Annotated in this window: 12 protein-coding genes and 1 other RNA gene; 7 read left to right on the plus strand and 6 right to left on the minus strand. The window is 61.5% G+C overall.

The genetic code is table 11. From position 1 onward, the window contains the following. Positions 1 to 19 precede the first annotated feature (19 nt). Complete coding sequence (locus BSY240_RS01240; protein ID WP_069041149.1) at positions 20 to 3751, plus strand: AsmA family protein; 3732 nt, start codon at positions 20 to 22, stop codon at positions 3749 to 3751. Here BSY240_RS01240 and BSY240_RS01245 read toward each other — a convergent pair. The 4 genes from BSY240_RS01245 to ssrA all read right to left on the minus strand — a co-directional run bounded on the left by BSY240_RS01245 (position 3744) and on the right by ssrA (position 5391). Next, positions 3744 to 4022 carry a ribbon-helix-helix domain-containing protein gene (locus tag BSY240_RS01245; protein ID WP_069043773.1) on the minus strand — a complete coding sequence of 93 codons (279 nt, stop codon included), beginning with the start codon at positions 4020 to 4022 and terminating at the stop codon, positions 3744 to 3746. The genes BSY240_RS01240 and BSY240_RS01245 overlap by 8 nt on opposite strands. A 62-nt stretch (positions 4023 to 4084) precedes the next feature. Next, entirely contained in the window at positions 4085 to 4273 is a 189-nt protein-coding gene (locus tag BSY240_RS01250) for a DUF4169 family protein (protein ID WP_054151719.1), read from the minus strand. Between the two features lie 53 nt (positions 4274 to 4326). Then, complete coding sequence (locus tag BSY240_RS01255; RefSeq protein WP_069041150.1) at positions 4327 to 4830, minus strand: SspB family protein; 504 nt, start codon at positions 4828 to 4830, stop codon at positions 4327 to 4329. A gap of 184 nt (positions 4831 to 5014) precedes the next feature. Continuing rightward, positions 5015 to 5391: a transfer-messenger RNA gene (gene ssrA, locus BSY240_RS01260) on the minus strand. Between the two features lie 117 nt (positions 5392 to 5508). On the opposite strand from ssrA, the gene BSY240_RS01265 reads away from it, so the two are divergent. The 6 genes from BSY240_RS01265 (at position 5509) to BSY240_RS01290 (ending at position 10991) form a co-directional block, all read left to right on the plus strand. Then, positions 5509 to 6303, plus strand: a complete 795-nt coding sequence (locus BSY240_RS01265; RefSeq protein WP_069041151.1) for a thymidylate synthase — start codon at positions 5509 to 5511, stop codon at positions 6301 to 6303. Positions 6304 to 6326: 23 nt separating this feature from the next. Next, positions 6327 to 6851, plus strand: a complete 525-nt coding sequence (locus BSY240_RS01270) for a dihydrofolate reductase (protein ID WP_069041152.1) — start codon at positions 6327 to 6329, stop codon at positions 6849 to 6851. 149 nt (positions 6852 to 7000) lie between these two features. Then, complete coding sequence (hflK, locus tag BSY240_RS01275; protein ID WP_069041153.1) at positions 7001 to 8137, plus strand: FtsH protease activity modulator HflK; 1137 nt, start codon at positions 7001 to 7003, stop codon at positions 8135 to 8137. A 1-nt stretch (position 8138) separates the two neighbouring features. Then, positions 8139 to 9095, plus strand: coding sequence for a protease modulator HflC (gene hflC / locus BSY240_RS01280; protein ID WP_054151724.1), 957 nt, complete (start codon positions 8139 to 8141; stop codon positions 9093 to 9095). A 4-nt stretch (positions 9096 to 9099) separates the two neighbouring features. Next, the gene (locus tag BSY240_RS01285) at positions 9100 to 9285 is read left to right on the plus strand and encodes a DUF2065 domain-containing protein (RefSeq protein ID WP_054151725.1); all 186 of its coding nucleotides are present in this window, start codon (positions 9100 to 9102) and stop codon (positions 9283 to 9285) included. Positions 9286 to 9395: 110 nt separating this feature from the next. Then, positions 9396 to 10991 carry a Do family serine endopeptidase gene (locus BSY240_RS01290; RefSeq protein WP_069041154.1) on the plus strand — a complete coding sequence of 532 codons (1596 nt, stop codon included), beginning with the start codon at positions 9396 to 9398 and terminating at the stop codon, positions 10989 to 10991. Position 10992: 1 nt separating this feature from the next. Here the strand turns inward: BSY240_RS01290 and BSY240_RS01295 are convergent, their stop codons facing one another. Continuing rightward, positions 10993 to 13368, minus strand: a complete 2376-nt coding sequence (locus BSY240_RS01295; protein ID WP_069041155.1) for a putative bifunctional diguanylate cyclase/phosphodiesterase — start codon at positions 13366 to 13368, stop codon at positions 10993 to 10995. Between the two features lie 48 nt (positions 13369 to 13416). Next, positions 13417 to 13980: a GNAT family N-acetyltransferase gene (locus BSY240_RS01300; RefSeq protein WP_069043774.1), complete on the minus strand. Its 564-nt coding sequence runs from the start codon at positions 13978 to 13980 to the stop codon at positions 13417 to 13419.

Below are 13980 nucleotides of genomic sequence, written 5' to 3' on the forward strand. Positions count from 1 at the left end.
ATCAAGGGAGTGGCATTCGGTGCTCGGACGCATATTGGTAACGCTTGGCGGCCTGCTCGTGGTTGCGCTTTTTGCAGCGCTGCTTGCGCCGCTGTTCGTCGACTGGACCAATTTCCGCCGTGACTTCGAGGATCAGGCGAGCCAGTTGCTCGGCAAGAAGGTCGTGGTCAATGGTGAGGTTTCGGCACGGCTCTTACCGTTCCCGTCCGTCACCATGGAGGATGTCACTGTCGGGACCGACGTGGACGGTACGCCGCTCGTCAGGATCGCCCGCTTCTCGCTCGATGCGGAACTCGCGCCGTTCCTGTCTGGCGAGGCGCGCATCTTCGACATGCGCATCGAGGAGCCGAAGGCGCGTATCCGGCTTTTGCCTGATGGGACGCTTGACTGGTTGCGCGGCAGCAGACCCAGCATTCCGGCGCGCACGGTCGTTCTAGAGAAGGTCTCCGTCACCGGCGGTAGTGTCGAGTTCATCGATGAGCAGTCGGGGCGAAATCGCATGCTCACCGAGTTGGACGCTGCTCTTTCGGCGCGAACGCTTGCGGGCCCCTGGTCGGTCGAGGGCAGGGCCGTATTGGACGGAGAAGCGGCGCAGTTCGGCCTGACGACCTCGGAAGTCTCAGGCGTTGCCCTGCCGCTTCGCCTGCGGATCGAACCTGAAGCGCGTCCCTTCGACCTGATGCTCGAAGGCGAACTGGCGCTGGAAGAGGGCAAGCCGCAGTATGCCGGAAGCTTCTCGTCCACCTGGAAAGTCGCGACACCGGCCGAGGCCCTGGAGCCGGGGCAGACACCTGTGCCTGCACCGCGGATGCGGGGCGAGTTCAAGCTTGCCAATGACAGCATCACGGTTCCGAGCTACCGCCTTGAACTCGGCGAGGTCGTCGACCCTTATGTGATCTCGGGCGAAGCCAAGCTCGACACCGGTGCCAATCCGGAGTTCCTGCTGACGGCCGAGGGCCAGCAGGTCGACGTCAACAGGCTGGCGGCCGATGGTAGCCGGGCCAAGACCTCGCGCAATGGCAGCGTGTCGGTCCAGCAGCGCCTGGCGCTCTTGCTCGCCAGCGCTGCAGAGATCCCGATCCCCAAGGTTCCTGGCCGTGCCACGCTGCGCCTGCCGGCGATTGTCGCGGGCGATACCGTGTTTCGCGACCTGCAGCTCGACGTCCGCCCCGCAGGCAACGGCTGGGCCGTGGAAAAGGCCGTCGGCCTTTTGCCGGGCCGCACTCAGGTCGAGGCGAGCGGCCGGCTGACGCTCATCGGCACGCCATCTTTCGAAGGTAATCTCCTGATCGCATCGACCCAGCCGTCAGGCCTCGCCACTTGGATTGCGGGGCGCGTCGATCCGTCGATCCGAGGCCTTTCCTCGGCCGGATTTTCGGCCTCGGTCAATCTGACGCCCGAACTGCAACGGTTCGAAAACCTGGAGCTTGCGATCGGCGCGGAGCCTCTGAAGGGAAGGATCGAGCGAGAATCGCCCATCGGTCAAGCGGCGAGCCTCTCCATCGATCTGACGGGAGACGGTCTTGATCTCGATGCGGCTCGGGCGATCGTCGCCCTGGTCGTTGGCGAGGATGCCGAACAGCGGCTGCTCGCCGAACGGGTCGCGACCCGTCTGAAGCTCGGCACCCTGCGCGCGTTCGGTGTCAGCGCGGAAGATGTCGAAGCGATCGCCACCTACGAGGCGGGGCAGCTTTCGATCGAGCGGTTCAATCTGGGTAGCGTTGCGGGCAGCGCGATCCGGGTGAGCGGTGCGCTGAGAGAGACAGAGACTACTCCAGTAGGTGAAGCGGAGATCGGTTTCGTCTCTGACGACCCAGGCCCGTTCCTTGCACTGCTGCGGGAACGCCTGCCGGCCAACGCTCTCGTCGATCGCTTGGCCCAGAGCGCGCAATGGTATGCCGACACTGACGTCAAGGGCAGGTTGCAGGTGACGGAGGCGGGTGCCGTGACGCTCGGCCTGACTGGCCGCGTCAACCAGACAGCGCTTGCCGTGACAGCCGAGGCTGACGAGATCTCTGCGCTTTTGGGCGGCGGGCAACGCAGTGTAGAAATCCGGCTGGAGAACGAAGAGGCACAGGTCCTGCTCGGGCAGGCAGGTTTTGATCCGCTGCCTTGGACCACCGGTGAAGGTGGTGTCTTGACCTTGACGGTGAATGCCGCAGGTGAAGGCAATGCCGATGCCGTCGTCAGTTTTGCCGGGCCTGTCACTACGCTCGAGGCAACGGCGCAGCTGACGGCTATGGACACGCCTGGCATGCTGGATGGCAAGTGGGATGTGTCGCTCGATAGCCAGGACATCGGCCCCTATCTGATGGCGCTTGGTCTCAGCCTTCCCGACGCGGCAACCGGTCTGCCGCTCAAGGCAGAGACGCAATTCTCGCTTGGCGATGATCAGCTTGCGATCGAACGCATGACGGGCACGATCGGTGGACAAACGGTCGAGGCTGAGGGACAGGTGAACCTGACGGGATCCGTTCCCTCGATTGCCGGCACCGTGAGCCTCGATCAACTCGATCTCGACTGGCTTGCGGCGAACATGGTCGGCCCGCTCACGGATCCGGTTGATGGCGCCTTGTCGGAGGCGGCTCTTGGCGTCGTCAGCTTGCCCTTCGATCTCGATCTCGGCCTGACCGTCAAGCAATTCTGGCCAGGTGCGGCAGAGGCCATGACGGATGTGTCCGGAACGCTGCGCAACAAGGCCGGTGAACTAAGCTTCGATGACATTGCTGGTGACTGGCTAGGCGGCAAGGCCAAGGGTCGGTTCTCGGTGGCCAACACCGACGGAAACGGCTTCCTGCAAGCCCGCCTCGATCTCGAGGGGGGCGATGTGCTGAGAACGGTCAATTCACTTCGCATCGGACGCGGAATGACGGAGGCCGAAACGCCCGCCGGGCGCATGGATGTGACGCTGGTTGCCGAAGGCGCCGGCAAGACGCCGGCTGAGTTGATCGGTACGGCCAGTGGCTCTGGCGAGGCGCGGTTCAACAGCCTCACGCTCGACCGGCTGCAGCTCGACATCATGCCGGCACTGATTGCCGAGGTGGATGCTTTGGGAACGGAGATCAGTGAGGACAAGGTTCGGAATATCACCGATCGTCTGATCGAGGATGGCCGAACGGAACTGAGGGGATTGGTCCTGCCCTTTGCCTTGTCAGACGGTACGCTGCGCATTCAGGCGGCGAGCCACCAGGCGGATGCGGCCAAGCTCGACGGTGCGCTCAGGCTCGATCTGCGATCCGGCCTGCTCGACGGGGAAATCGGTGTCGCCCTGAACGCCGGAGAGGCCGCCATGGAGGGGGGAGAGCCGAATTTCCGGCTTCTCTTCCAGGGTGACGCGCTCTCGCTCAGTCAGTCACTTGACGTTACGGAACTTACCAATTTTGTCTCTCTGCGCGCCTTCGAGGCCGAGCGGCGGAGGGTTGAGGCGCTGCAGGCAAGCGTTCTCGAAAAACAGAGGCTGAGGCGTGAGGCGGCACTTGCGCGGTCGCGTGCCGAAGAGCGGGCGCGGGCAGAAGCGGAACGCCTGCGGCTGGAAGAGGAAGCGCGGCTCAAGGCGGAAGCGGAAGCCCAGGCGGCACAAGAGGCCGATACCTTGGATGCTCAACCTGAGGCGCCGGCGGCCACACCGGTGGAGCCCCTGACGACGGACACGGTGCCCGTTGCACCAGTTTTGCCGGTCGCACCGGAAGAGCGCGTGATCCGTCAGCCCTTGCCGGAGATGCGGTTCGAGGGACTGCCTGGGGTCAACTGACCGGATTGCGTTGGAAGTTCGCCTCTGCCGGTCTTTCCAAGACCTTCCCCTCCGCCTCCTGAGCCGTCTGCTTTAACTCGCGCAAGACGAACAGACGAAGGGCAGAGGAGAGGTTCGAGTCGAGCGGCCGGCTTTCGTCGATTTCGGCGATCAGGGCAGCAAAGCTCAAACCGCGTTTCCTGGCGATGGTCTTCAACTCGTCGAGGAAGGGATCTTCGACCGAAAAACTGGTGCGGTGTCCGTGCAGGGTGATCGAGCGTTTGCGGATCATGGCGGTCACCGTCTGGATGTTCGAGGTATGGCCGTCCCGATGCGCCCAGGCATCTTTTCGGATCAATCCTGCTCGGGCTTCTCGATCCGCCCCTGTTCGTGCTGCCGGGCTGCCTTGTCGTTGCGTGCCTTGGTCAGCGATTTTTCCGCTTTGGTTCTGCCATGGCTGATGCGGTTCTGTTCGGCCACGCTCTCCCGCTCGTCGCGGGCTTTCGCCTTGCGGAACTGACGGAGATTGACGATGTCGGCCATGGTCTCAACTCCACGGAAAAGGCCGGGCAGGGGCCCGGCCGTTCGTCATGTCTTCACTGCTTCTTGCGGAAAGCGTCGAGCGAAACGACGGAGCCTTCCTTCTTTTCTTCCGTCTTTCCGGCTTCCGTCTCTTCCGTCTTGGCGACGGCTTCCAGCGGGTAGGCGGTGATCTCGGCCTCGCCTTCCTCCTCGTCCGCCAGCGGCACGTCGAATTCGAGTTCGAAGTTCACGGAGGGGTCGTAGAATCCACGGATGGCGTTGAAGGGCACCACGAGCTTTTCCGGTGTGTCGGAGAAAGAGAGGCCGATCTCGAAGAGGCTGTCGGTTACCTTCAGGTCCCAGAACTGGTGCTGGACAACGATCGTCATCTGCTCGGCATATTTCGCCTTGAGATGCTGGGAGATCCGTACGCCCGGCGCGCCGGTCAGGAAGGTGATGAAGAAGTGATGGTCACCCGGCAGGCGCCCCGTCGCGGCAACCTCGGCCAAGACCTTGCGGATGACGCCACGGAGTGCGTCCTGGGCCAGAATGTCGTAGCGAATATGGTCGTGCCCCATCAGATCCCTGCTTTCGTTATCATGCCGATTTTCAGCGGCTTATGCCACGACGCGGCGGCGCGGAAAAGCCCCGGCGCGTGAAACTGGTTCGCGCAATGTACATCAAATCTCTGCCTGCTGGTAGCAGCGAAATCCGAAGCAAAGTCATGGGGAAAGACTGAGGGTTATTTGTGCGTAGGAGGTAGGTGAAGGCTTCTGTTGCCAGGTGCCTTCGGACCCCGCCTTAAGGGGCTAACCCTAAGGACTTAGAGCGGGTTTCCCGCACCGCCATTAGGCAGCGAGAGCGTAACCCTTAGCGTTGTTGTCGTTTGCAACTACACTTGTGACCCGATAACGGCGGTATCATGCCGAGCAAAAGTTCGATCTTTACGCCCTTGTCGATCCTATTTCGCCCCCATCAAAAGCCGGTCTGAAAACATATCAGATCCGACCGGTTTTTGGTGGAGGCGCCGGGTACCGCCCCCGGGTCCAATAGGTTTATTACACCGACCGTTTATTGCCATAGCCGGAGCAAGCCCCGGCAAAGGTGATATAGGTGTTTCCGATCCCGATGAAAAGAGGGCGAACGGACCGGAACGCGGATTATGCCGCGCCGACGGGGAAAACCCGTGAAACCGCATTGGTTCGGGGCTCCGGCAGCGATAAGGTGACATCGTCAACGACTCGATGAATGGACCCATGCACCAGTATCACGACCTTCTGCGCCACGTTTTGGAGACCGGCAGCGATCGCGGTGACCGCACGGGAACCGGCACCCGCTCCGTGTTCGGTTACCAGATGCGCTTTGATCTGGCGGACGGTTTTCCGGTCATCACGACGAAGCGCTTGCATTTGAAGTCGATCATTCACGAGCTGCTCTGGTTCCTGAAGGGCGATACGAATATCGGCTACCTGAAGGAAAACGGCGTCAGCATCTGGGACGAGTGGGCCGACGAAAATGGCGACCTCGGTCCAGTCTATGGTGCCCAGTGGCGCTCCTGGCCTAACTATGACGGCGGGCATATCGACCAGATGGTGAAGCTCGTCGAGAGCATCAAGACAAACCCGAACTCGCGCCGCCATATCGTCACGGCCTGGAACCCGGCGCTGGTCGACGAGATGGCGTTGCCGCCATGCCATTGCCTTTTCCAGTTCTATGTGGCCGACGGCCGCCTTTCCTGCCAGCTCTACCAGCGCTCGGCCGACATCTTCCTCGGCGTTCCCTTCAACATCGCTTCCTACGCGCTGCTGACGCTGATGATTGCGCAGGTGACCGGTCTCGAACCGGGTGATTTCGTTCATACGCTGGGCGATGCCCATCTCTACGCCAATCATTTCGATCAGGCGAAGCTGCAGCTGACGCGCACGCCGAAGGCGCTGCCGGTCATGAAGCTCAATCCCGACGTCAAGGACCTGTTTTCCTTCGCGTATGACGACTTCAACTTGATCGGCTACGAGGCCGATGCAAGCATCAAGGCGCCTATCGCCGTCTGACGGTGTGGTGAAACAGGTTGGACATGGCTGACATCAAGACCGTCATCATCGTTGCCGTGTCACAGAACGGCATCATCGGCCGCGACGGCGACATGCCGTGGAAGCTGTCGACCGACCTGAAGCGCTTCAAGGCCCTCAGTATGGGCAAGCCGCTGGTGATGGGCCGCAAAACCTTCGAATCGGTCGGATCGAAACCCCTGCCGGGGCGGCCGCATCTCATCGTCAGCCGCAGTCAGGCCTTCGACATGCCCGGCGTTGAAACCGTGACGAGCCTGGACGAAGCCCTTGAACGGGGCAGGGCAATTGCGGCCGAACTCGGTGTGGACGAGGTGTGTGTCGTTGGTGGTGGCGAGATTTACCGCCAGGCACTGGGGTTTTCCGATCTCCTGCATGTGACCCATGTCGAGACGGTCGTCGACGGAGATACCTCATTCCCGACGATCGATCCTGCGACGTTCGAATGTGTCGAGGAAATCGACGTTCCGCCCGGCGAGAAGGACAATTACCCCACGCGCTACGCGATATACCGTCGCAGGGATGCCCGATAACGCAAAATTTGCCCTTTCCGAAGAAGAAGTTGGGCCCCTCGCGTTGAAAGCGGGGGCTTCGATACCTATAACCCTCTGGAACCTCATGCATGTCGGTCGATCGATCAGCGGGCGGGGGACTTGGGAGCTTTTACAGCAAAGAGGTATTGATGCCCTGGAGCAATCAAAACGGCGGCGGCGGCGGTCCTTGGGGCGGCGGCGGTGGCGGCGGTAACAATCAGGGCCCCTGGGGGCAGGGGCCAAACCGGTCGCGTGGAAACGGCGGCGGCGGCGGTGGCGGCAACCAGCCCCCGGATCTGGAGGATCTGATCCGTCGAGGTCAGGATCGACTGAAAAACATCGTGCCCGGCGGGTTCAACGGCGGTGCATTTGTGATCGTCGGTATCGTGCTGGTCGCCTTCTGGGCGATGCAGGCCGTCTATACGGTTCAGCCGGACGAGCGCGGCGTGGAACTTCGCTTCGGTAAGCCGAAGGAAGAAATTGCAATGCCGGGCCTGCATTTCCATCTCTGGCCGATCGAAGCGGTCGAGATCGTCAAGGTCACCGAACAGCAGCAGAACGTCGGCAGCCGCCCGACATCGAACAATCCCGGCGCCGGCCTGATGCTCAGCGGCGATCAGAACATCGTAAGCGTCCAGTTCTCGGTGCTCTACACCGTGTCGGATCCGCAGTCCTATCTGTTCAACCTCGAAGATCCGACGCAGACACTGCAGCAGGTGTCCGAAAGCGCTATGCGTGAGGTGGTCGGTCGTCGTCCTGCCCAGGACGTCTTCCGCGACAACCGCGAAGAGATCTCGACGCAGGTTCGCGACATCATCCAGGGTACCATGGACACCTATGGCGCCGGCATCGCGATCAACGCGGTTCCGATCGAAGATGCGGCACCGCCGCGTGAAGTGGCCGAAGCCTTCGAAGAAGTGCAGCGTGCCCAGCAGGATGAAGATCGTTTCGTCGAAGAAGCCAACCAGTACGCCAACCAGCGTCTCGGTCAGGCCCGAGGCCAGGCAGCACAGATCCGCGAAGAGGCAGCCGCCTACAAGGATCAGGTCGTCAAGGAAGCAGAGGGTGAGGCGCAGCGCTTCATTTCGATCTACGACGAATATGTGAAGGCGCCTGATGTGACGCGCCAGCGTATCTACCTGGAGACCATGGAGAACGTCCTGCGCAATTCGAACAAGGTGATCATGGGCGATCAGCAGGGTGTCGTACCGTACCTGCCGCTCAATGAACTCATGCGCCAGCCGGGCAACCAAACGACCGGCCAGTCTACGACGGGAGGGAACTGATATGCAGAACCGTCTTCCCTATTTCCTCGTCGCCCTCGGCGTCGCATTGTTCTTCGTCTACTCGTCGATCTTCGTGGTCAACGAGCGTGAACAGGCGATCGTTCTGCGCTTCGGTCAGATCCAGGACGTGAAGAGCGAGCCGGGCATCTATTTCAAGCTGCCCTTTGCCTTCATCGATGCTGATCGTGTCCAGTATGTCGAGGATCGCGCGCTTCGCTTCGATCTGCCTGACATCCGTGTTCAGGTCCGTGGCGGTGCGTTTTATGAAGTCGATGCATTTGCCGTCTATCGCATCAGCGATGCCCGCCGTTTCCGTGAAACGGTGTCGGCGGACCGCGAAGCTGCCGAATCGCGTCTTCGCACCCGTCTCGATGCAGCGCTCCGCCGCGTCTACGGTTTGCGGAACTTCGATGCGGCGCTTTCCGAAGAGCGTGGTTCGATGATGTCCGACGTTCGCAACGATCTCCAGGCGGCGGCTGAAAGCCTCGGTCTGCAGGTCACTGACGTTCGCATTCGTCGTACCGACCTGACGCAGGAAGTCTCGCAGCAGACCTTCGAGCGGATGAAGGCTGAGCGTTTGGCCGAAGCAGAATTCATCCGCGCCCGCGGTAACGAAGAAAGCCAGCGTCGCCGGGCTATCGCCGACCGTCAGGTCGTCGAACTCCAGGCCGAAGCGCAGCGCGATTCGGAAATCCTGCGCGGTGAGGGCGATGCCCAGCGAAACAACATCTTCGCTGACGCGTTCCAGCGGGACCCGAGCTTCTTCGAGTTCTATCGCTCGATGCGCGCCTATGTTGCTTCCATGAGCAACCAGGGCACGACGATGGTGCTGTCGCCCGACAGCGACTTCTTCCGCTTCTTCAACAGCGGAGCAGGCACGGGCAACTCGGCGACACCGACACCCGCACCAGCGGTTGCCCCGCAACCGGCTACGCCGCCGGCGCCTGCCGGCAACTGACACCATGGACGACCTGCTCGCAGGGATCGCCATATTCATGATCATCGAGGGGCTGGCCTATGCGCTGGCCCCTCGTTTTCTTGTGCGCATGGCCCGGCTCCTGCCGCAGATCCCGGAGGATCAGCTGCGTCTGCTCGGCCTCACCGCGATTACCACGGGCGTGGCAATCGCGTGGTGGGTGCGCGGCTGACAAGATCTGGTCGCAAGTCGAGGTTAGATCTCTTCCGGCAATTGTGATTTTCCCTCAGCCCATTCCGCCTTATGTTCACTACGACCCCAGACAAGCCAGTGAGGAAGCCGATGATGAAACCTGCCCGCGCGTCGCGAATGATTCTTTCGGCGCTTCTCACGGGGACGGCCCTGATCGTCGGCACCGTGAGTGCACCGAACCCGGTGGTCGCCCAGCAAGGGCCTCAATCCGTTGCCGATCTCGCAGGCGGCCTGCTCGGCGCCGTTGTCAATATCTCGACGTCGCAAAGCGTTGCCGACGAGGGCGATGGTCCGCTTCCGCAGGTTCCGGAGGGCTCGCCCTTTCAGGAATTGTTCGAGGATTTCTATCGGAATCGCGAAGGCGGCGGGACCAACAACAAGGTGAATTCACTGGGGTCCGGCTTTGTGATCGACCCGACTGGTTTCATCGTCACCAACAATCACGTGATCGAAAACGCCGATGACATCGAGGTCATTTTCTCCGACGGTTCGAAGCTCAAGGCGACGCTGGTCGGCACCGACACGAAGACCGACCTTTCCGTTCTCAAGGTCGAGCCGCCGCAGCCGCTGACATCGGTGAAGTTTGGCGATTCCAAGACAATGCGAATCGGCGACTGGGTCATGGCCATCGGCAATCCGTTCGGCCTCGGGGGCTCGGTGACCGTCGGCATCATCTCGGCAAGCGGCCGCAACATCAATGCCGGCCCCTATGACAACTTCATCCAGACGGATGCGGCGATCAACAAGGGGAACTCCGGTGGACCGTTGTTCAACATGAACGGCGAGGTCATCGGCATCAACACCGCGATTATATCGCCGAGCGGCGGCTCGATCGGCATCGGCTTTGCCGTGCCGACGGAATTGGCTGAAAACATCGTCAATCAATTGATCGAGTTCGGCGAAACGCGTCGTGGCTGGCTTGGGGTTCGCATCCAGCCGGTTTCCGACGAGGTGGCGCAGAGCCTGAACATCGACCGAGCCCGCGGCGCGCTGATCAGCGGCATCGTCGAGGGTGGCCCTGTCGCCAACGGGCCGATCCAGGTCGGTGACATCATCACCACCTTCAATGGACGGGCGATTTCCGAAACACGCGACCTGACCCGTATCGTTGCCGAAAGTCCGATCGGTGAACCGCTCGACGTTGTGATTCTGCGGAACGGGCAGGAGCAGTCGGTGAAGGTGACCCTTGGGCGTCTTGATGATGACGAGGTCGCAAGCAACGAGACGGATCCCGAAACCACCGTCGAGCCCAATGAGGAGGGCACGGCACCCGATGGCGATCAACAGGCGCCTGCAGAGCGTCCGGCCGGCGAGGAGGCCCCTGACGGAAACGAGCAGGGCGAGCCTCCGGCTGCGCCCGATCAGGCACAGCAGAGCGCGCCCGTGACGGAAGGCTTGATCGGTGTGGAGTTGACAGCACTTACCGATGCGAACCGTCTGAGCTTCTCGATTGCCGAAGGTGTCGAAGGCGTTCTCATCACCCGCGTGCTTCCCGGCTCCAAGGCCGAAGGCAAGGGGCTGAAGGTCGGCGAGGTGATCGTGGAGGTCGCCCAGGAATTCATGAAGACGCCGCAGCAGGTTGCGGAAAAGCTCACCAACATCAAAGGCGAGGGGCGTCGCAGCGGCTATCTGATGATCGCCGACAAGGACGGCAATCTTCGTCTCGTGGCGGTCCCGCTGGAATAGCTCAGGCGTAGAGCCTCTCGACCGAGGTGCTGTTCTGCCTCAGATATTCCTCGAACTGGTCGACCGGCATCGGTCGGCCGGCGAGGAAGCCCTGGATCTCGCCGCAGCTCATTTGCCGAAGCAGGTCGAACTGACCCCGGGTTTCGACCCCTTCTGCGGCGACGCTCATGCGCAGATCGCGCGCCAGGCGAATGACGGAGTCGACGATGGCGCGGCTGTCGGCATTGGTCTCAAGGTCGGATATGAACGACTGGTCGATCTTCAATTTGTCAAAGCGATACTGGCGCAGGTAGCTCAAGGATGAGAAGCCCGTGCCGAAGTCATCGAGCGCTATGCGAAGCCCGAGCCTTGCAAGGGAGGCAAGGGTCTGTTCGACCCCGATCGTGGTTTCCATCAGTAGACTTTCCGTCACCTCCAGTTCGAGACGGTGAGCGGGCAGGCGGTTCTGCTTCAGCGCGCCTTCAACGAGTGGCAAGAGCCCCGGGCTCAGAAACTGGCGTGAGGACAGATTGACTGCCACGCGGATGTGGTCCGGCCAGTTGACGGCGTGCTTGCAGGCCTGGCGCAGAACCCAGCTGCCGATTGCGCCGATCTGGCCGGATTCTTCGGCGATCGGGATGAATTCGCCAGGGCTGATGGGGCCGAGCGTCGGATGGTTCCAGCGCAGCAATGCCTCGGCACAGACCACCTGCCGGCTCTGGGCGTCGACGAGCGGCTGGAAGTTGACGGTCAGGCTCTCCTGGGCAACTGCAAGCGCCAGTTCCTGTTCGATCAGATTGCGGCGTCGCGCAGCGGCATCCAGCGAGCTATCGAAGAAGCGGTAACGGTTGCGTCCGTCTGTCTTGGCCCGATAAAGGGCAAGATCGGCGTTGCGCATCAACTGGTCCGGATCGGTGCCGTCGATCGGGGCGCAGGCGATGCCGATGCTGACGCCGACATGGGCCGTGCCGCAGCCAAGACTGATCGGTTTGCCAAGCTTTTCGATGATGCGGGAGGCGAGGCCCGCAGCGCTTTGCGGATCGTCGCCAGACATATGGAGGATCGCAAATTCGTCGCCGCCGATGCGCGCCAGGGTGTCCGTCTCACCGCGGATCTGGCTCAGAATGCTGGCAATGGCGCGCAGCAGTTCGTCGCCGCCGGCATGGCCGAAATTGTCGTTGATGTGCTTGAAGCGATCGAGATCCAGCAGCAGGACCGAGAAAGGGTCGCCGAAGCGCTGATAACGCGATACCGCGCGTTCGAAATCTTCGGAAAGGAGAACCCGGTTGCCGACTTCCGTCAACGGATCATGCCGGGCCATGTGTTCGATGCGCAGACGGCTTTCGCGGCTTGCCGTGACATCGCGACCTACTCCGCGATAGCCGCAGAACTGCCCTTCGTCGTCCTGTATTGCCTTTGCCGTCAAGGACCAGATCGCCAGTTCCCCTCCCAGTTCGACACAGATATCCTGATCACGGAAGGACTGTCTCGTCTCCAGACAGGTGATGAAGTTCTCCCTGCAGTCCATGCCCTCGATCCCGACGGCGGCGAAGGGCATGATCGCGGCGAGCGGCTTGCCGATCACCATGGCTTCGGGGACCTGCATCTGTTCGTAGAAACGGTTGGAGGCGCGAACCAGGTTGATATCTTCGTCGGTGCCCCACAACCAGTCCGCCGCATTCTCTTCGAAGTCGTTCAGCAAGAGATTGATGACGTCTCGCTGTTCGTCGGCTGCAAGTTTGGCCCGGACGCGCTCCGTGAGGCTTCGGCAGACCGCGAGTGACGAGCGGATGATGATCGCGGCGAAGATAAGGTAGAGGACGAAGAGATAGGCGCCGACAATGGTCGGATCGCGGGAGAGCGCGATCGCGGCCCCGACGGCAACGGTGCCGCAAAAGACGATCGATGCCGGCGGGATGGTCGCCAGGGCGAAGCCGCCGCCACCGGCCATTCCGACGGTGAGCGCGATCAGGACCATGCGCTGTGTTTCGTCCGCCGTGTGGTAGGCGGCCACATCGAGGGCTGCCCAAAGGCCGCTCAGGATCGCGGCATAAATGATCGCGCGAACTGTTCCGCGCAGGCTTGCCCGCTCGCGCATGCCGCGTTTGCGATTGCGCCACCAGGAAAGGGTTGTAAAGGCCACTACAGTCAGGATCAGGCCGCAGATCACATAGACTTCGGTTGCGGACGGGCTGCCGTAAAAGGCAAAAACTGTAAGGACCGCGTTGCAGAGGTTGGCCGCCATCATCCACGGCGTACTGGTGCCGACGACCGACAGTCGGACTGCGCGGATACGTTCTGCCTCTTCCGCCGTCTGGTCACCTTCACCAAGGCGCAGGAAGCGGTCGTACAGGTTCGCAATCGGTGCCGCGACATACGCGGAAAACATCTTCTGCATACGGAAGTTCGTAGCAGAGACATTTTAAGTCTCAGTAAATTAGGAATATCACCTTGTTCGGATCTCGATGGATTCGAACTGTGTTCTGAACAATACATGCCGCTTCAGGTGCGGATGTGTTTCGGGGACCTTGGGATGATCGAAATCCTGGCCAATCAGACGCTGCATGCCGATCCTTTGCATGACAGCGATCGAGCGGTGATTGCGGTCCACGGCAAAGGCATGGACGTCGGGCAAGCGGAGGTCGGCGCGCGCGTATTCAATCAGGCGAGATGCCGCTTCGGTAACGTAGCCTCGACCCCAGAAGCGGGTGGCCAGCCGCCAGCCGATCTCGATTGCTCCCTCGGGCAGGATGCCGGGAAGGTCCACGGGTGAGAGGCCGCAGAAGCCCATCGCTTCGTTGGTTACACGATCGGTCAGCGCGTAGAAGCCAAGACCCGTTTCGCTGATCATGTCCCGGTTCCGGTCGAACAGGATGTCGCATTCGGCATGGCTGCGGCGGAGCGGGAAGAACTCCATGACTTTTTCGTCGCGGTTGATCTCGTAGAACAGGTTGCGATCCTCGTCCTGCCAGTTGCGCAGGATCAGCCTCTCCGTCTCGACGATCAGCAT

The organism is Agrobacterium sp. RAC06 (assembly GCF_001713475.1).
In the GTDB taxonomy this organism is placed as follows: domain Bacteria; phylum Pseudomonadota; class Alphaproteobacteria; order Rhizobiales; family Rhizobiaceae; genus Allorhizobium.

Coding starts and splice junctions, on each gene's coding strand:
- BSY240_RS01245 (WP_069043773.1), bottom strand. CDS start 4,022: ATGATCCGCAAACGCTCGATCACCCTGCACGGACACCGCACCAGTTTT.
- BSY240_RS01250 (WP_054151719.1), bottom strand. CDS start 4,273: ATGGCCGACATCGTCAATCTCCGTCAGTTCCGCAAGGCGAAAGCCCGC.
- BSY240_RS01255 (WP_069041150.1), bottom strand. CDS start 4,830: ATGGGGCACGACCATATTCGCTACGACATTCTGGCCCAGGACGCACTC.
- BSY240_RS01265 (WP_069041151.1), top strand. CDS start 5,509: ATGCACCAGTATCACGACCTTCTGCGCCACGTTTTGGAGACCGGCAGC.
- BSY240_RS01270 (WP_069041152.1), top strand. CDS start 6,327: ATGGCTGACATCAAGACCGTCATCATCGTTGCCGTGTCACAGAACGGC.
- hflK (WP_069041153.1), top strand. CDS start 7,001: ATGCCCTGGAGCAATCAAAACGGCGGCGGCGGCGGTCCTTGGGGCGGC.
- hflC (WP_054151724.1), top strand. CDS start 8,139: ATGCAGAACCGTCTTCCCTATTTCCTCGTCGCCCTCGGCGTCGCATTG.
- BSY240_RS01285 (WP_054151725.1), top strand. CDS start 9,100: ATGGACGACCTGCTCGCAGGGATCGCCATATTCATGATCATCGAGGGG.
- BSY240_RS01290 (WP_069041154.1), top strand. CDS start 9,396: ATGATGAAACCTGCCCGCGCGTCGCGAATGATTCTTTCGGCGCTTCTC.
- BSY240_RS01295 (WP_069041155.1), bottom strand. CDS start 13,368: ATGCAGAAGATGTTTTCCGCGTATGTCGCGGCACCGATTGCGAACCTG.
- BSY240_RS01300 (WP_069043774.1), bottom strand. CDS start 13,980: ATGCTGATCGTCGAGACGGAGAGGCTGATCCTGCGCAACTGGCAGGAC.